At 73.5% G+C, this 19917-nt stretch carries 1 pseudogene; it reads left to right on the forward strand.

What is annotated here, in order from left to right:
- Window positions 1-79: 79 nt before the first annotated feature.
- Window positions 80-19909, forward strand: a pseudogene (locus OG618_RS27665) (SDR family NAD(P)-dependent oxidoreductase); the annotation flags it as partial.
- Window positions 19910-19917 lie beyond the last annotated feature (8 nt).

The following is a 19917-nucleotide window of genomic DNA, read 5'->3' on the forward strand; positions in this document are numbered from 1 at the left end:
TCGACAGCTTTCTGTGCGGCCGTTCTGTTCAGCCCTTTTGCATTGCTGTTTCTCCTTGGCTGAAAGACATTCGACCAGGTATCGCACTCCCAGACTCCGGAATGCCGAGGGATTTGTGAACGAGACTGATGGGCCGGCCCTGACGGAACGTGCCGCAGCCGGTGCGGAGCCGTTGGCGATCGTCGGCATGAGCTGCCGCTACCCCGGCGGGGTCCGTTCGCCCGAGGACCTGTGGAGTCTGCTGGCCGAACGCCGGGACGCCCTCTCCGACTTCCCCGCGGACCGGAACTGGAACCTCGAATCCCTCTACGACGCCGACCCGGAGAGCGCCGGGAGGACCTACCTCACCCGGGGCGGCTTCCTCGACGACGCCGCCGGTTTCGACGCCGCCTTCTTCGGCATCCCGCCGCGCGAGGCGCTGGCGATGGACCCGCAGCAGCGGCTGCTGCTGGAGACCTCGTGGGAGGCCCTGGAGCGCTCCGGCATCACCCCGTCCGCGATCCGGGGCACCCGGACCGGCGTGTTCGTGGGCGCCGAGCCGAGGGAGTACGGCCCCCGGCTGCAGGAGGCGCCGGAGGGCGTGAAGGGCTACCTGCTCACCGGCACCACGACCAGCGTGATGTCCGGCCGGATCTCGTACCTGCTCGGGCTGCACGGGCCGTCCCTCACGGTGGACACCTCCGCCTCCAGCTCCCTGGTCGCCATCCACCTCGCCGTGCAGGCGCTGCGGTCCGGCGAGTGCTCGCTGGCGCTCGCCGGCGGCGTGTCCGTGATGGCCACCCCGGGGAACTTCGTCGCGTTCAGCGGGCTGCGGGCGCTGTCCTCGGACGGCGTCTGCCGCCCGTTCTCGGCCGCCGCCGACGGCACCGTCTGGTCCGAGGGCGCCGGCCTGATCGTCCTGGAGCGGCTGTCCGACGCCCTGCGTAACGGCCACTCCGTGCTGGCCGTGCTGCGCGGCTCGGCGATCAACTCCGACGGGACCAGCGACGGCCTGACCGCCCCGAACGGCCGCGCCCAGCAGGCGGTCATCCGCCGCGCCCTGGCGAACGCGAGCCTGTCCGCCGCCGACGTCGACGCGGTGGAGGCACACGGCACGGGCACCCGGGTCGGCGACCCGATCGAGGCGGGCGCACTGCTCGCCACCTACGGCCGGGAGCGCCCGGAGGGCCGGCCGCTGTGGCTGGGGTCGGTGAAGTCCAATATCGGGCACACCCAGGCGGCCGCCGGTGTGGCCGGGGTGATCAAGATGGTGCTGGCGCTCCAGCACGGCGAGTTGCCCGCGATGCTGCACGCGGAGGAGCCGTCGCCGCAGGTGGACTGGTCGGCGGGTGAGGTGCGGCTGCTGGCCGAGCCGGTGCCGTGGCCCGCCGGGGAGCACACGCGGCGCGCGGGCGTGTCGGCGTTCGGGATCAGCGGGACCAACGTCCACGTCGTCCTGGAGGAGGCACCGCCGGCTGTCGAGACCGCGGAGGCGCCCGACGTGGCGCCGGTCCTCCAAGGCGCCGGTGCGTGGCTGGTGTCGGGCCGGACGGCCGAGGGGCTGACGGCCCAGGCGGAGCGGCTGCGCGACTGGGTGACGGCCCGGCCGTCGGTGGAACCGGCGGACCTGGCGGCGTCGCTGGCGACCACCCGGTCGGCGTTCGAGCACCGGGCGGTCGTGCTCGGGACCGAGCGCGCCGAGCTGGTGGCCGGCCTGGAGAACCTGGCTGCCGGGACGCCGTCGGGTTCGGTGGTGTCGGGTGTGGCGCGGCCGGGTGCCCGGGTGGGTCTGGTCTTCGCCGGTCAGGGCTCGCAGTGGGTCGGGATGGGCCGGGGGCTGTACGAGGGCAGCGCGGTCTTCGCCGAGGTCTTCGACCGGGTGTGCGGGCTGCTGGAGCTGGAGTTGGGCGTCTCGGTCCGGGACGTCGTGCTCGGCGCCGAGGGTGTGGACGAGGCGCTGGCGAACCAGACCTTGTACGCGCAGGCCGGTCTGTTCGCCTTCGAGGTGGGCGTCGCGGCGGTGCTGGAGGCCGCGGGCGTGACGCCGGACGCGGTGGTGGGTCATTCGGTGGGCGAGGTCGCGGCCGCGTATGTGGCCGGGGTGCTGTCGCTGCCGGACGCGGTGCGGCTGGTGGCGGCGCGGGCTCGGTTGATGCAGGCGCTGCCGAACGGCGGGGCGATGGCGGCGGTCAACGTCCCGGAGGCCGAGGTGCTGGCCGAGCTGGTGCCCGGGGTGGTGATCGCGGCGGTCAACGGCCCGGAGTCCGTGGTGGTTTCGGGTGAGGTCGAGGCCGTCGATCAGGTGGTGGAGCTGTGGCGGGAGCGGGGTCGCCGGGTGCGGCGGCTGCGGGTCTCGCACGCCTTCCACTCGCCGGCGATGGACCCGGTGATCGACGAACTCACCGCCGTCTCGGCCGGGTTGGAGTACCGCCGCCCGAACATGATGTGGGCGGGCGCGCTCACCGGTGAACTGGTCACCGAGCCCGAGGCGGGCTACTGGCCGGCCCAGACGCGGGGAGCGGTTCGCTTCGCGGACGCGGTGGCGACGCTGGCCCGCGAGGGCGTCTCGGTGTTCCTCGAGGTCGGTCCGGACGGGTCACTCTCCTCGCTCGGCGCGGACATCGTGGCCGGCACCGCGAAGGACGAGCCCGTCTTCGTCCTGCTCCAGCGGCGCGACGACGAAGGCACCACGAGCCTGGTGACGGGCCTGGCCCGCGCCTTCGTGCACGGCGTGCCGGTGGACTGGCGTGCGGTCCTGCCCACCGGGAGGCCGGTGGAGCTGCCGACGTACGCCTTCCGGCACAAGCGCTTCTGGCTCGACAGCGGCCCCTCCGCGCAGGTGATGGAGCTGCCGCACGCGGCGGACGACACGGCCGGGGCGCCTCCCCTCGACGCCGCCGAGGGCTTGCTGCGCCGGCTCGCGGGCCTGTCGCGGCCCGAGCAGGACCAGGTGGTCCTCGACCTGATCGCGGCGCACGCCGCGGCCGTCCTCGGACACCCCTCCGCGCAGGCGCTCGACCCCGCGCAGACCTTCAAGGAACTCGGCTTCGACTCGGTGACCGGGGTCGAGCTGCGCAACCGGCTGAGCAGCGCGGTCGCCCTGCGGCTGCCCACCACACTGATCTTCGACTACCCGACCCCGGTGGTGCTGTCCGAGTACCTGCGGGCGCAGACGCTGGGGCACACCGACGACACCACGGCGGCGGCCCGGACGGCAGCGGCCGCCGACGAGCCGATCGCGATCGTGGCGATGAGCTGCCGCCTCCCCGGTGACGTCAGCGCCCCCGAGCAGCTCTGGGACCTGCTGGCCACCGGCGGCGACGCGGTCGGCGAACTCCCCACCGACCGCGGCTGGGACCTCTCGCAGCTCTTCGACCTGGACGCGGAGCGAGCCGGCACCTTCTACACGCGCGGCGGCGGATTCATCACCGGAGCCGGGGAGTTCGACGCCGGGTTCTTCGGGATCAGCCCGCGTGAGGCGCTGGCGATGGACCCGCAGCAGCGGCTGCTCCTCGAACTGTCCTGGGAGGCCTTCGAGCGGGCGGGCATCGACCCCAGGCGGCTGCGCGGCTCGGCGACCGGCGTCTTCGTGGGCGCCTCCTCGTCCGGCTACGGCGCCAACGCGCCCGAGGAGCTCGAAGGGCACCTCCAGTCGGGCATCGCGCCCAGCGTGATCTCCGGCCGGGTGGCCTACACGCTCGGCCTCGAAGGGCCGGCGCTCACCGTCGACACGGCGTGCTCGTCCTCGCTGGTGGCACTGCACCTGGCAAGCCAGTCGCTGCGGTCGGGGGAGTGCTCGCTGGCACTGGCGGGCGGCGTCACCGTGCACGCCACCACGGCGTGGCTCGCCTGGTTCAGCCGGCAGCAGGGCCTCGCGGCGGACGGCCGCTGCAAGGCGTACTCGGAGCAGGCCGACGGCATGGGTATGGCCGAGGGCGCCGGCATCGTCGTGCTGGAGCGGTTGTCGGACGCGCTGCGCAACGGGCACAAGGTGCTCGCGGTGGTGCGGGGTTCGGCGGTGAACCAGGACGGTGCGTCCAACGGTCTGACGGCGCCGAACGGGCCGTCGCAGCAGCGGGTGATCCGGGCGGCCCTGGCGGGCGCCGGGTTGTCGGCGGCCGAGGTGGACGTGGTCGAGGGCCATGGCACCGGGACCAGGCTGGGTGACCCGATCGAGGCGCAGGCGTTGCTGGCGACCTACGGCCAGGACCGGCCGCAGGACCGGCCGCTGCTGCTCGGCTCGCTGAAGTCCAACATCGGGCACACCCAGTGGTCCTCGGGTGTCGCGGGCGTGATCAAGATGGTGCTCGCCCTGCAGCACGAGCAGGTGCCCCAGACGCTGCACGCCGACGAACCCTCCTCGCACGTGGACTGGGAGTCGGGCGCGGTCCGGCTGGCGACATCGGCGGTGGCCTGGCCGCACTCCGAGGAGCGGCCGCGACGCGCGGGTGTGTCGTCGTTCGGCATCAGCGGGACCAATGCGCACGTGATCATCGAGCAGGCGCCGGAGCAGGACGCTCCGGTCGCCCGTTCCGGTGGTGTTGACCTGCCGGTGGTGCCGTGGTCCCTCTCGGGGCGGTCGGCGGAGGGTCTTGCCGGTCAGGCGGAGCGGCTGTCGGCGTTCGTTGAGCGCTCCGATGCTGATGTCCTGGACGTGGGTTGGTCGTTGGCGGTGTCGCGGGCGGCGTTGGAGCAGCGGGCGGTGGTCCTCGGTGCGGACCGCGAAGAGTTGCTGGCCGGTCTTGCGGCGCTGGCCGGGGGCCGTGAGGTTCCGGGTGTGGTGACCGGGTCCGTGGGTGGTGCGGGCAAGGTCGGGTTCGTGTTCACCGGTCAGGGTGCGCAGCGCGTCGGTATGGGGCAGGGGCTCTACCAGGCTTTCCCGGTGTTCGCCGAGGCGTTCGACGCGGTGTGCGCGGGGCTGGCCGAGCACTTGGACGGTTCCCTCGCCGCTGTGATCCGGGGTGAGGGCCCGATCGACGAGACGGGGTGGGCGCAGCCCGCACTGTTCGCGGTCGAGGTTGCCCTTCACCGTCTGCTGGAGTCGTGGGGTGTGAGCCCGCAGGTGGTGGCCGGTCATTCGATCGGTGAGCTGGCCGCGGCGCATGTGGCGGGGGTGTGGTCGCTGGAGGATGCCTGTGCGGTGGTGGCCGCACGCGGCCGGCTCATGCAGCAACTGCCGTCCGGTGGTGCGATGGTGGCCGTCGAGGCGGCCGAGGAGCAGGTTCTCGAAGTGATCGCGGGCCGGGCCGGTGTCGGTATCGCCGCGGTGAACGGCCCCAAGGCTGTGGTGATCTCCGGTGTCGAGGGCGAAGTCCTGTCTGTGGCAGCACAGTTGGTCGCGTCCGGCGCACGTACGAAGCGTCTCCAGGTCTCGCACGCGTTCCATTCCCCGCTGATGGAGCCGATGCTGGAGGAGTTCGCCCGCGTCGTCGCCGCCGTCAGCTACCGCGCGCCCAAGCTGACGATGGTCTCCGCCCTGACCGGTCTCCCGGTGACGGACGAGGTCACGGACCCCGCTTACTGGGTGAAGCATGTCCGCGAGGCGGTCCGCTTCCACGACGCCGCGCAGTCCCTTCGCGCCGCCGGTGTGCGGACGTTCGTCGAGATCGGCCCTGACGGTGTGCTGTCCGGCATGGGCCCGCAGACCCGCGCGGATGCCGAGGGCGAGCCCGAGCTCTGGCTCCCGCTGCTCCGTCGCGGCCGTGACGAGCCCCGTGCCCTGTTCACCGCGCTTGCGAAGCTCTTCGTGCGGGGTGTGCCGGTCGCCTGGGAAGAGGTCTACGCGGACACCGGTGCCCAGCAGGTCGACCTGCCCACCTACGCCTTCCAGCGTCAGCGTTACTGGTTGACCGCGACGGCGGGCAGCCGCGCCGAGGACCTCGGACTGGAGAACCCCGGACACCCGCTGCTCGGCGCGGCCGTCACCCTGCCGGCCACCGGCGGCGTCGTTCTGACCGGAAGGCTGTCACTCGCCGCACAGCCCTGGCTGGCCGATCACGTGGTCGCCGGGCAGGTCGTCGTCCCCGGCGCCGCGCTGGTCGAGATGGCCGTGCGCGCGGGCGACGAGGCCGGCTGCACCCGGGTCGAGGAGCTGGTCATCGAGGCGCCGCTGGTCCTCCCGGCGCAGGGTGGCGTCCGGGTCCAGGTGACGGTGGACGGTCCCGACGAGTCCGGTCGCCGGGAGCTCGGTGTCTACGCCCAGGCCGAGGAGGCCGCGCCCGACGGGGAGTGGACCCGGCATGCGTCGGGCACGCTGTCGGTCGCCACGGCGTCGGCCGACAGCCTGCCGGCCGAGTGGCCCCCGGCAGGCGCCGAGGCGGTGGACCTCGAAGGGTTCTACCCGGCGCTGGCCGCCAGCGGCCTCGCCTACGGACCGGCGTTCCAGGGGATACGGGCGGCCTGGCGGCGCGGCGAGGAGCTGTTCGCCGAGGTCGCGCTGCCGGACGGCGTGAGCGCCGCCGACTTCGGGCTGCACCCCGCCCTGCTGGACGCCGCCCTGCACGTGATCGTGGGCACGGGCGAGCGCCGGGACCGGCTTGAGGTCCCGTTCTCCTGGGGGAACGTCGACCTGCATGCCACCGGCGCCGCCCTGGCACGGGTCCGGGTGACCCCGGAGCTGACCGGTGAGGGCGTGTCGCTGACCCTGGCCGACGCGACGGGCGCGTTGATCGCCTCGGTCGGTTCGCTGGTCCTGCGGCCCTTCGCGGGCGCCGCGGCACCCGCGAGCGACGGCCTGTTCGGCGTGGAGTGGGTCCCGGCTGCCCTGGACGGCGCCACAACGGAGGGCGGCCGTTGGGCCGTCCTCGGGACCATGGAACTGCCGGGCGCGGAGTCGTTCCCGGATCTGGCGGCGCTGGTGGCGTCGGCGGAGGCCGTGCCCGAGGTCGTGGCGGTGCGGGTCGTGCCGGAGCCGGGTGACGTCCCGGCCGGGGCCCGTCGCGCAGCCGCCGACGTGCTGGGTCTGGTGCAGGAGTGGTTGGCTGCGGAGTCCTTGTCCGCGTCCCGTCTGCTGGTGGTGACCGAGCGGGCCGTCGACGCCGGTCCGGAGGCGCCGACGGAGGTCGCGGCCGCTCCGGTGTGGGGCCTGGTCCGGGTGGCGCAGGCGGAGAATCCGGGCCGGATCGTCCTCGCCGATGTCGAGGACGTCTCCATGGAGGTGCTGCGCCAGGGTGTGGCCTCCGGTGAGCCGCAGTTCGCGGTGCGGGCCGGCCAGCTGCGGGTGCCCCGGCTGGCGCGCGTCGCGGAGGGGTTGCCGGTCCCGGCGGAGCGGGTGTGGAGCCTGGGCTTCCACGAGCGCGGCACGCTGGAGAACCTCACCCTGCTGGGTGCCGAGGAGGCGGGTGCGCTCGCCGCCGGTCAGGTGCGGGTCGCCTTGCGTGCGGCGGGCGTGAACTTCCGCGATGTGCTCAACGTGCTGGACATGTACCCGGGCGACGCGGGCCGGCTGGGCCTGGAGGGCGCCGGTGTCGTGCTGGAGGTCGGTCCGGGCGTGACCGGGCTCCGGCCGGGCGATGCGGTGATGGGCCTGTTCACGGGCGCGTTCACCACCGAGGCGGTGACCGACCAGCGGCTGCTGGCCCCGGTGCCGTCCGGATGGACGATGGCGGAGGCGGCCGGTGCGCCGCTGGTGTTCCTGACCGCCTGGTACGCGCTGGTGGAGCTGGCCGGCCTGCGGCGGGACGAGCGGGTGCTGGTCCACGCCGCCGCCGGTGGCGTGGGCATCGCGGCGGTGCAACTGGCCCGGCAGCTGGGGGCGGAGGTGTTCGCGACCGCGTCGCCCGCCAAGTGGGCGGCGGTGCGCGGACTGGGTGTCGGTGCGTCGCACATCGCGTCGTCCCGCACGACCGACTTCGAGGAGACCTTCCGGACCGCGTCCGCCGGCCACGGGGTGGACGTGGTGCTGGACTCCCTGGCCGGGGAGTTCGTGGACGCGTCGCTCCGGCTGACCCGCGCGGGCGGCCGGTTCGTCGAGATGGGCAAGACCGACATCCGTGACGCGGAGCAGGTGCGCCGCGACCACGGGGTCGCCTACCGGGCGTTCGATCTGCTGGACCTGGACCCGGACGTGCTCGGCCGGATGCTGCGGTCGCTGACCCTGCTGTTCGAGGAGGGCGCCCTGCGGCCGCTGCCGGTGGCCTGCTGGGACGCACGCCGCGCGGTGGACGCCTTCCGGTTCCTGAGCCAGGCGCGGCACATCGGCAAGGTCGTCCTGACCCTGCCCGCGACGGCCGCCGGTGCGGGCACGGTCCTGGTGACCGGCGCGTCCGGTGCGCTGGGCGGTCTGGTGGCCCGGCACCTCGCCGAGAGCGGGCGGGCCGAGCACCTGGTGCTGGTCTCGCGTCGTGGCATCGAGGCCGCCGGGATGCCGGAGCTGGTCGCCGACCTGGAGGCGCTGGGCGCCGAGGTCACGGTGGCGGCCTGCGACGTGGCCGACCGCGACGAGCTCGCGGCCGTCCTGGCGGGTGTGCCGCTGACGGGCGTCGTGCACGCCGCCGGGATCGTCGACGACGGGATCGCGGCCTCGCTGAGCCCGGAGCGGTTGGCGGCGGTGATGCGGCCGAAGGCCGACGCGGCCTGGCACCTGCACGAGCTGACCCGCGGCCTCGACCTGGACATGTTCGTCCTGTTCTCCTCGATCGCCGGCGTCTGGGGCAACCCGGGCCAGGCCAACTACGCGGCCGGGAACACCTTCCTGGACGCGCTGGCGGCCTCCCGCCGCCGGGCCGGTCTGCCCGCCGCGTCCCTGGTGTGGGGGCCGTGGGAACACGGCATGACCGCCAAGCTCGACCGGGCCGACTGGCAGCGGATGTCCCGCCAGGGGCTGAAGCCGCTGCCCGCGGCCGACGGTCTCGCCATGCTGGACACGGCGGCCCGCGCCGCCGACGCCCTGACGGTGACGGCCAAGCTGGACCTCGCCGCCCTGCGCCGCTCGGGCGAGGTGCCGCCCTTCCTGTCCGGTCTGGTCCGAACCGGGCATGCGGGCCCGCCCGCCCGGCGCACGGCCGGCGGTCCGGCCGCCGACGGCCGGAACGCGCTGAGCACCAGGCTCCTGGCGCTCGGCCCCGCCGAGCGGACCGCCGCCGTCCTTGACGTGATCGCGGCGCAGGCCGCCCTGGTGCTGGGCATGGCCGGACCGGAGAGCATCGAGGCCGGCCGAGCCTTCCGCGAGACCGGCTTCGACTCGCTGACCTCCGTGGAACTGCGCAACCGGCTGAACTCGGCGACGGGCCTGCGCCTGTCGGCGACGACGGTCTTCGACTACCCGACGCCGGCGGCGCTGGCCGGTTTCATGCTGGGCGAGCTGGTCGGCGCGGCCGAGCCCGGCCCGGCGGGGGCCGCGCCCGCGGTCACGGGCGGCGTGCCCGCCGACGAGGACCCGGTGGTCATCGTCGGCATGGGATGCCGGTTCCCCGGCGGGGTGTCGTCCCCCACCGAGTTCTGGGAGCTGCTGGAGGCGCGCGGGGACGCGATCGGTCCGTTCCCGACGGACCGCGGCTGGGCGCCGGACGTCCACGATCCGGACCCGGAGGCGGTCGGCAAGAGCCTGTCCGGCGAGGGCGGATTCCTCTACGACGCCGGGGAGTTCGACGCCGGTTTCTTCGGGATCAGCCCGCGTGAGGCGATCGCGATGGACCCGCAGCAGCGACTGCTGCTGGAGACGTCGTGGGAGGCGCTGGAGGACGCCGGGATCGACCCGAACACATTGCGCGGCTCCGCGACCGGTGTCTTCGCCGGCCTGATCTACCACGACTACCTGCCGTTCGGCGCGGTGTCCGAGAACGTCGAGGGCTATGCCGGCACCGGCGGCTCGGGCGGGGTCGCCTCCGGGCGGGTGGCGTACGCGCTGGGGCTGGAGGGCCCGGCGGTGACGGTGGACACGGCGTGCTCGTCGTCGCTGGTGGCGCTGCACCTGGCCTGCCAGTCGCTGCGGTCGGGCGAGAGCACGCTGGCCTTCGCCGGCGGCGTCAACGTGATGTCGACGCCCGGCACCTTCATCGACTTCACCCGGCAGGGCGGTCTGGCCGCCGACGGGCGCTGCAAGGCGTTCGCGGAGTCCGCGGACGGCACCGGGTGGGGCGAGGGCGTCGGCGTCCTGGTGCTGGAGCGGCTGTCGGACGCACGCCGCAACGGTCACAAGGTGCTCGCGGTGGTGGCCGGTACGGCGGTGAACCAGGACGGTGCGTCCAACGGTCTGACGGCGCCGAACGGGCCGTCCCAGCAGCGGGTGATCCGGGCCGCGCTGGCCGGCGCCGGGTTGTCCGCGGCCGAGGTGGACGTGGTCGAGGCCCATGGCACCGGCACGCGGTTGGGTGACCCGATCGAGGCACAGGCGCTGCTGGCGACCTACGGCCAGGGGCGACCGGAGGACCGGCCGCTGCTCCTGGGGTCCGTGAAGTCCAACATCGGGCACGCCCAGGCGGCCGCCGGCGTGGCGGGTGTCATCAAGATGGTCGCGGCGATGCAGCGCGGTGTGGTGCCGGCGACCCTGCATGTGGACGCGCCGTCCTCGCACGTGGACTGGGAGGCGGGCGCGGTCCGGCTGGTCACCGAGGCACAGCCGTGGCCGGATGCCGGGCATCCCCGGCGGGCGGGCGTGTCCTCGTTCGGGTTCTCCGGGACCAATGCGCACGTGATCATCGAGCAGGCGCCGGAGCAGGATGCTCCGGTCGCCCGTTCCGGTGGTGTCGAACTACCGGTGGTGCCGTGGTTCCTCTCGGGGCGGTCGGCGGAGGGTCTTGCCGGGCAGGCGGAGCGGCTGTCGGCGTTCGTTGAGCGCTCCGATGCTGAAGTCGTCGATGTGGGTTGGTCGTTGGCGGTGTCGCGGGCGGCGTTGGAGCAGCGGGCGGTGGTGCTGGGCTCGGACCGCGAGGAGTTGCTGGCCGGTCTTGCGGCGTTGGCCGGGGGCCGTGAGGTTCCCGGTGTGGTGACCGGGTCCGTGGGGGGTGCGGGCAAGGTCGGGTTCGTGTTCACCGGCCAGGGTGCGCAGCGCGTCGGTATGGGGCAGGGGCTCTACCAGGCTTTCCCGGTGTTCGCCGACGCCTTCGACGCGGTGTGTGCGGGGCTGGCTGAGCACCTGGACGGTTCCCTCGCCGCTGTGATCCGGGGTGAGGGCCTGATCGATGAGACGGGGTGGGCGCAGCCCGCACTGTTCGCGGTCGAGGTGGCGCTTCACCGTCTGCTGGAGTCGTGGGGTGTGAGTCCGCAGGTGGTGGCCGGTCATTCGATCGGTGAGCTGGCCGCGGCGCATGTGGCGGGGGTGTGGTCGTTGGAGGATGCCTGTGCGGTGGTTGCCGCGCGTGGCCGGCTGATGCAGCAACTGCCGTCCGGTGGTGCGATGGTGGCCGTCGAGGCGACCGAGGGCGAGGTTCTCGAAGCGATCGCGGGTCGTACCGGTGTCGGTGTCGCCGCGGTGAACGGCCCTCGCGCTGTGGTGATCTCGGGCGTCGAGGACGAAGTGCTGCAGGCCGCCGAACAGTTGGCTGCATCCGGCGCACGTACGAAGCGCCTTCAGGTCTCGCACGCGTTCCATTCGCCGCTGATGGAGCCGATGCTGGAGGAGTTCGCCCGCGTTGTTGCCGCCGTCAGCTACCGCGTGCCCAAGCTGGCGATGGTCTCCGCCCTGACCGGTCTCCCGGTGACGGACGAGGTCACGGACCCGGCCTACTGGGTGAAGCATGTCCGCGAGGCGGTCCGCTTCCACGACGCCGCGCAGTCCCTTCGCGCCGCCGGCGTCCGGACGTTCGTCGAGATCGGGCCCGACGGTGTGCTGTCCGGCATGGGCCCGCAGACCCGGATCGACACCGAGGGCGAGGCAGCCGCCGAGGTCTGGCTGCCGCTGCTGCGCCGGGGCCGTGACGAACCGCGCGCTCTGCTCACCGCCCTCGCGAAGCTCTTCGTGCGCGGTCTGGCGGTCGAGTGGGGCGAGGTCTTCGCAGGCACCGGCGCCCAGCGGATCGACCTGCCCACCTATGCCTTCCAGCGGCAGCGTCACTGGCTGCCGGCCGCTGCCGCCGCGGTGGACGCGGCCGGGCTGGGCCAGTCACCGGCGCGTCATCCGCTGCTGGGCGCGGCGGTGACCCTGCCGGCCAGTGGGGGTCTCGTGCTGACCGGGCGGCTGTCGCTGGCCGGACAACCGTGGCTGGCCGATCACGTGGTCGCCGGGCAGGTGGTCCTGCCGGGGACGGCGCTGGTCGAGATGGCCGTGCGGGCCGGAGACGAGACCGGGTGCGGGCGGGTCGAGGAACTGGTGATCGAGGCGCCGTTGGTGCTCCCGCCGCAGGGCGCGGTCCGGGTGCAGGTGACGGTGGACGAGGCGGACGAGTCCGGCCGCCGTGCCGCGGCCGTCTACGCCCAGGCCGAGGACGCGGCGTTCGGGGAGGAGTGGACCCGTCATGCGTCGGGCACGCTGACGCCGGTCGCGCCGGAGGCGGGGGAGGCGCTGACCGAGTGGCCACCGGCGGGTGCCGAGGCGGTGGACCTCGAAGGCTTCTACCCGGCCCTGGTCGACAGCGGTCTCGCCTACGGTCCGGTGTTCCAGGGGATACGCGCGGCGTGGCGGCGTGGCGAGGAGCTGTTCGCCGAGGTCGCGCTGCCGGACGGTGTCAGCGCGTCCGGGTTCGGGCTGCACCCCGCTCTGCTGGACGCCTCCCTCCACGTGATCGTGGGCACGGGCGAGCGCCTGGCGCGGCCGGAAGTGCCGTTCGCCTGGGGCGATGTGGTGGTGCATGCTGCGGATGCGGTGGCTGCCCGGGTGCGGGTCACGCCTTCGGGTGAGGGCGTGTCGCTGACCCTGGCCGATGCCACGGGTGCGTTGATCGCGTCGGTGGGTTCGGTGGTCCTGCGCCCCTTCGCAGCGGTGGCGGCGCCGGCCCATGGTGACCTGTTCGGTGTGGAGTGGGTTCCGGTTGGTCCGCTCGGCGCCGCGACGGAGGGTGGTCGGTGGGCTGTCCTCGGGACGGCGGAGCTGGCGGGTGCGGAGTCGTTCCCGGATCTGGCGGCGCTGGTGGCGTCGGCGGAGGTCGTGCCCGAGGTGGTGGTGGTGCGGGTTGTGCCGGACGCCATGGACGAGGTCCCGGCTGCGGCCGGTCGCACAACCGCTGACGTGCTGGGTCTGGTGCAGGAGTGGCTGGCGGCGGAGTCCCTGGCCGGGTCCCGTTTGCTGGTGGTGACGGACCGAGCGGTGGACGCCGGTCCGGAGGCGCCGATGGACGTCGCGGCGGCTCCGGTGTGGGGTCTGGTCCGGGTGGCGCAGGCGGAGAACCCTGGCCGGATCGTTCTCGCCGATGTGGACGAGGTGTCCGCAGAGTGGTTGCGCGTGGGTGTGGCGTCGGGTGAGCCGCAGTTCGCGGTGCGGGCCGGCCAGGTGCGTGTACCCAGGCTGGCGCGGGTGCCGTCGACGCCTGCTCCCGTTGCCGGGGGTCGTCCGGGCACGGTGCTGATCACCGGTGCATCGGGTGTGTTGGGTGGTCTGGTGGCCCGGCGTCTCGCGGAGAGCGGGCAGGCCGAGCACCTGGTCCTGCTGTCGCGTCGGGGCATCGAGGCCCCCGGAATGTCGGAGCTGGTCGCCGACCTGAAGGGCCTGGGTGTCGAGGTCACGGTCGCGGCCTGTGACGTGGCCGATCCCGAGGAACTCGCCGGCGCCCTGGCGGGTGTGCCGCTGACGGGTGTCGTCCACGCGGCCGGGATCGTCGACGACGGGCTCGTCGCCTCGCTGACCCCGGAGCGGGTGGCGGCGGTGATGCGGCCGAAGGTCGACGCGGCGTGGCACCTGCACGAGCTGACCCGCCACCTGGACCTCGACATGTTCGTCCTGTTCTCCTCGGTGGCCGGTGTCTGGGGCAACCCGGGGCAGGCGAACTACGCGGCGGGGAACACGTTCCTGGACGCGCTGGCCGCCCACCGGCGGCACGAGGGCCTGGCCGCGGTGTCGCTGGCCTGGGGCCCGTGGGAGGACGGCATGGCCGGCGGTCTCACCGACGCCGACTGGCGCCGGCTGTCCCGCCAGGGGCTGAGGCCGCTGCCCGCGGCCGACGGGCTCGGCATGCTCGACGCGGCCGCCCGCGCCGCCGCGCCGCTCGTGGTGACGGCCAGGCTGGACCTGGCCGCCCTGCGGAACTCCGGCGAGGTGCCGCCGCTGCTGACCGGTCTGGTCCGCGCCGGGCACCAGGGCTCCCGCACCCGCCGCCCGGCTGGACGGGCCGCCGTCGGCGCCCAGAACGCGTTGGCCGCGCGGCTGGCCGGGCTGGGGCCGGACGAGCAGCGGGAGGTGGTGCGGGAGCTGGTGCTGTCGCAGGCCGCTCTGGTGCTGGGGATGGCCGGTCCGGCCGGCCTGGACGCCGAACGTTCCTTCCGGGACGTCGGTTTCGACTCGCTCACCGCCGTCGAACTGCGCAGCCGACTGAGCAATGTGACGGGCCTGCGGCTCTCGGCGACGATCGTGTTCGACTACCCGACACCGGCGGCCCTGGTCGGCCACCTGGTGGGCGAGCTGGTCGGTGGGGCCGATCCCGTGTCGGCGGGCTCCGCACGGTCCGTGGTCCGACGCGCGTCGGCCGAGGACGACCGCGTGGTGATCGTCGGGATGGCGTGCCGGTTCCCGGGCGGGGTGTCGTCGCCAGGTGAGTTCTGGGAGCTGCTGGAGTCGCGCGGGGACGCGATCGGCCCCTTCCCGACGGACCGCGGCTGGCCCGGCGACGTGGTCGATCCGGATCCGGACGCGGTGGGCAAGAGCGTGTCCGGTGAGGGCGGGTTCCTCTACGACGCGGGGGAGTTCGACGCGGAGTTCTTCGGGATCAGTCCGCGTGAGGCGGTGGCGACGGATCCGCAGCAGCGGTTGTTGCTGGAGGCGTCGTGGGAGGCGTTGGAGGACGCGGGGATCGACCCGACGGGGCTGCGGGGCAGTGCGACGGGGGTGTTCTCGGGGCTCTTCTACCACGACTACCTGCCGTCGCACTTCGTGCCGGAGGAGGTCGAGGGGTATCTGGGGACGGGTGGCACGGGTTCGGTGGCCTCGGGGCGGGTGGCGTATGCGCTGGGGCTGGAAGGTCCGGCGGTGACGGTGGACACGGCGTGTTCGTCGTCGCTGGTGGCGCTGCACCTGGCCTGCCAGTCGCTGCGCTCGGGGGAGAGTTCGCTCGCGCTGGCCGGTGGTGTGACGGTGATGTCGACGCCCGGCACGTTCATCGACTTCTCGCGACAGCGCGGTCTTGCGGCCGACGGCCGGTGCAAGGCGTTCGCGGAGTCCGCGGACGGCACCGGCTGGGGCGAGGGCGTCGGCGTCCTGGTGGTGGAGCGCATGTCCGACGCGCTGCGCAACGGGCACCGCATCCTGGCCGTCGTCGCCGGTACGGCGGTGAACCAGGACGGTGCGTCCAACGGTCTGACGGCGCCGAACGGGCCGTCCCAGCAGCGGGTGATCCGGGCCGCGCTGGCCAACGCCGGTCTGTCGGCGGCCGAGGTGGACGTGGTCGAGGGCCATGGCACCGGCACGCGGCTGGGTGACCCGATCGAGGCGCAGGCGTTGCTGGCGACCTACGGCCAGGACCGGCCGCAGGATCGGCCGCTGCTCCTGGGGTCCGTGAAGTCCAACATCGGTCACGCGCAAGCCGCCGCCGGTGCCGCGGGGATCATCAAGATGGTCGCCGCGATGCAGCACGGCGTGGTGCCGGCGACGCTGCACGCGGACGAGCCGTCCTCGCGGATCGACTGGGAGTCGGGCGCCGTCCGACTGGTGACCGAAGCGGTGCCGTGGCCGGATGCCGGGCACCCCCGGCGCGCGGGTGTTTCGTCCTTCGGGTTCTCCGGGACCAATGCGCACGTGATCATCGAGCAGGCGCCGGAGCAGGACACTTCGGGCTCCGGTTCCGGTGGTGTTGACCTGCCGGTGGTGCCGTGGTCCCTTTCGGCGCGGTCGGCGGAGGGTCTTGCCGGTCAGGCGGAGCGGCTGTCGGCGTTCGTTGAGTGTGCTGATGCTGATGTGCTGGACGTGGGTTGGTCGTTGGCGGTGTCGCGGGCGGCGTTGGAGCAGCGGGCGGTGGTCCTCGGTGCGGACCGCGAAGAGCTGCTGGCGGGTCTTGCGGCGTTGGCCGAGGGCCGTGAGGTCCCCGGTGTGGTGACCGGGTCCGTGGGTGGTGCGGGCAAGGTCGGGTTCGTGTTCACCGGCCAGGGTGCGCAGCGCGTTGGCATGGGGCAGGGGCTCTACCAGGCGTTCCCGGTGTTCGCCGACGCGTTCGACGCGGTGTGTGCGGGGCTGGCCGAGCACTTGGACGGTTCCCTCGCCGCCGTCATCCGGGGTGAGGGCCCGATCGACGAGACGGGGTGGGCGCAGCCCGCACTGTTCGCGGTCGAGGTGGCGTTGTTCCGTCTGCTGGAGTCGTGGGGTGTGAGTCCGCAGGTGGTGGCCGGTCATTCGATCGGTGAGCTGGCGGCGGCGCATGTGGCCGGGGTGTGGTCGCTGGAGGACGCCTGTGCGGTGGTGGCCGCACGCGGTCGGCTGATGCAGCAACTACCGTCCGGTGGTGCGATGGTGGCCGTCGAGGCGACCGAGGAGCAGGTTCTCGAAGCGATCGCGGGCCGTACCGGTGTCGGTATCGCCGCGGTGAACGGCCCCAAGGCCGTGGTGATCTCGGGCGTCGAGGACGAAGTACTGCAGGCCGCGGCCCAGTTGGCTCAGGCGGGCGCGCGCACGAAGCGTCTCCAGGTCTCGCATGCGTTCCACTCGCCGCTGATGGAGCCGATGCTGGAGGAGTTTGCCCGCGTCGTCGCCGCCGTCAGCTACCGCGTGCCCAAGCTGGCGATGGTCTCCGCCCTGACCGGTCTCCCGGTGGCGGACGAGGTGACGGACCCGGCCTACTGGGTGAAGCATGTCCGCGAGGCGGTCCGCTTCCACGACGCCGCGCAGGCCCTGCGTGCGGCCGGTGTGCGGACGTTCGTGGAGATCGGGCCTGACGGTGTGCTGTCCGGCATGGGCCCGCAGACCCGCGCGGATGCCGAGGGCGAGCCCGAGGTCTGGCTCCCGCTGCTCCGTCGCGGCCGTGACGAGCCCCGCGCCTTGTTCACCGCGCTTGCGAAGCTCTTCGTGCGGGGCGTGCCGGTCGCCTGGGAGCAGGTCTACGCGGACACCGGTGCCCAGCAGGTCGACCTGCCCACCTACGCCTTCCAGCGTCAGCGCTACTGGCTGACCGCGACGGCGGGCAGCCGCGCCGAGGACCTCGGCCTGGAGAGCGCAGGGCACCCCCTGCTGGGCGCGGCGGTCACCCTGCCGTCGAGTGGGGGCGTGGTCCTGACCGGAAGGCTGTCATTGGCCGCACAGCCCTGGCTGGCCGACCACGTGGTGGCCGGGCAGGTCGTCGTCCCCGGCGCCGCGCTGGTCGAGATGGCCGTGCGCGCGGGCGACGAGGCCGGCTGCGCCCGGGTCGAGGAGCTGCTCATCGAGGCACCGCTGGTGCTGCCGCCGCAGGGCGGAGCGCGGGTGCAGGTGACGGTCGACGAGGCGGACGAGTCCGGCCGCCGCGTGGTGGCCCTCTACGCTCAGGCCGAGGAAGCGGCTCAGGAGGAGGAGTGGACCCGGCACGCCGCCGGCGTTCTCGCTCCGGCCGACACGTCTGCCGAAGTTCACGGCGATCTGGCGCAGTGGCCCCCGGCTGGTGCCGAGGCGGTGGATCTGGACGGGTTCTACCCGGGGCTCGCCGCCAGCGGCCTTGCCTACGGTCCGGTGTTCCAGGGGGTGCGTGCGGCGTGGCGGCGTGGCGAGGAGCTGTTCGCCGAGGTCGCGCTGCCGGACGGGGTGAGCGCCGCTGACTTCGGGCTGCACCCCGCTCTGCTGGACGCCTCCCTCCACGTGATCGTGGGCACGGGCGAGCGCCTGGCGCGGCCGGAAGTGCCGTTCGCCTGGGGCGATGTGGTGGTGTATGCCGCGGATGCGGTGGCTGCCCGGGTGCGGGTCACGCCTTCGGGTGAGGGCGTGTCGCTGACCCTGGCCGATGCCACGGGTGCGTTGATCGCGTCGGTGGGTTCGGTGGTCCTGCGGCCCTTCGCAGCGGTGGCGGCGCCGGCCCATGGTGACCTGTTCGGTGTGGAGTGGGTTCCGGCTGACCTGACCGGTGTCGCGACGGAGGGTGGTCGGTGGGCTGTCCTCGGGACGGCGGAGCTGGCGGGTGCGGAGTCGTTCCCGGATCTGGCGGCGCTGGTGGCGTCGGCGGAGGCCGTGCCCGAGGTCGTGGCGGTGCGGGTCGTGCCGGAGCCGGGTGACATTCCGGCTGCGGCTGGTCGTACGGCTGCCGGTGTGCTGGGTCTGGTGCAGGAGTGGCTGGCGGCGGAGTCCCTGTCCGCGTCCCGTCTGCTGGTGGTGACCGAGCGGGCCGTCGACGCCGGTCCGGAGGCGCCGACGGAGGTCGCGGCCGCTCCGGTGTGGGGTCTGGTCCGGGTGGCGCAGGCGGAGAATCCTGGCCGGATCGTTCTGGCCGATGTGGACGAGATTTCCGCAGAGTGGTTGCGCGTGGGTGTGGCGTCGGGTGAGGCGCAGTTCGCGGTGCGGGCGGGCCAGGTGCGTGTACCCAGGTTGGTGCGGGTGCCGTCGACGCCTGTTCCCGTTGCCGGGGGTCGTCCGGGCACGGTGCTGATCACCGGTGCGTCCGGTGTGTTGGGTGGTCTGGTGGCGCGGCGTCTCGCGGAGAGCGGGCGGGTCGAGCATCTGGTCCTGCTGTCGCGTCGTGGTATCGAGGCCGCCGGGATGCCGGAGCTGGTGGCCGATCTGAAGGGGCTGGGTGTCGAGGTCACGGTCGCGGCCTGTGACGTGGCCGATCGCGAGGAACTCGCCGACGCGCTGCAGGGCTTGGCGCTGAACGGTGTCGTCCACGCGGCGGGTGTCCTGGACGACGGGCTCGTCGCCTCGCTGACCCCGGAGCGGTTGGCGGCGGTGATGCGGCCGAAGGTCGACGCGGCGTGGCATCTGCACGAGCTGACCCGTCACCTGGACCTCGACATGTTCGTCCTGTTCTCCTCGATCGCGGGTGTGATCGGTAACGCGGGGCAGGCGAACTACGCGGCGGGGAACACGTTCCTGGACGCGCTGGCCGCTCACCGGCGGTACGAGGGCCTGCCGGGGGTGTCGTTGGCGTGGGGTCCGTGGGAGAACGGCATGGCGGGTGAGCTCTCGGAGGCGGACCGCCGCCGGATGGGCCGGCAGGGTCTGCGGCCATTCTCCGACGCACGCGGGCTCGCCGTCCTGGAGTCGGCCGTCGGCCGGCCCGAAGCACTCTTCGTCGCGGCCGAGTTGAACCTGGCCGCCCTGAGGGGATCCGGCGAGGTCCCGCCGCTGCTGTCCAGTCTGGTGCGCGGATCGCGGGCCGGTGGGTCGGCCCGTCGATCGGTCGCGGAGCTTGCCGCCGACGGTCGGAGCGCCCTGGCCGCGCGTTTGGCCGGGCTGGGGCCGGACGAGCAGCGGGAGGTGGTGCGGGAGCTGGTGCTGTCGCAGGCCGCCCTGGTGCTGGGGATGGCCGGTCCGGGCAGTCTGGACGCCGAACGTTCCTTCCGGGACGTCGGGTTCGACTCGCTCACCGCCGTCGAACTGCGCAACCGGCTGAACAGCGCCACCGGCCTGCGGCTGCCGGCCACGGCGGTCTTCGACTACCCGAGCCCGACGGCCCTGGCCGACTTCCTGGCTCAGGAGACCTTCGGGTCGGTCGCCGAGGTGTCGGGCGCCCTGGCGGCGTACTCCGGACTCGACCGGCTCGAAGCCTCGGTCACCGAGCTCCTGGGAGACGAAGACGCCCGGGCCCGGGTCACGGCGCGGCTCAAGGACATCCTCTCGGCGCTGAGCGACACCGCCGGGTCCGGCGAGGGCGACGAGGGCGCCTCGGTCGCCGAGACGATCCAATCGGCCAGTGACGACGACATGTTCGACTTCATCGACAACCAGCTCGGGCTCTGAGTACGTCG

The organism is Kitasatospora sp. NBC_01246 (assembly GCF_036226505.1).
Taxonomy (GTDB): Bacteria; Actinomycetota; Actinomycetes; order Streptomycetales; family Streptomycetaceae; genus Kitasatospora.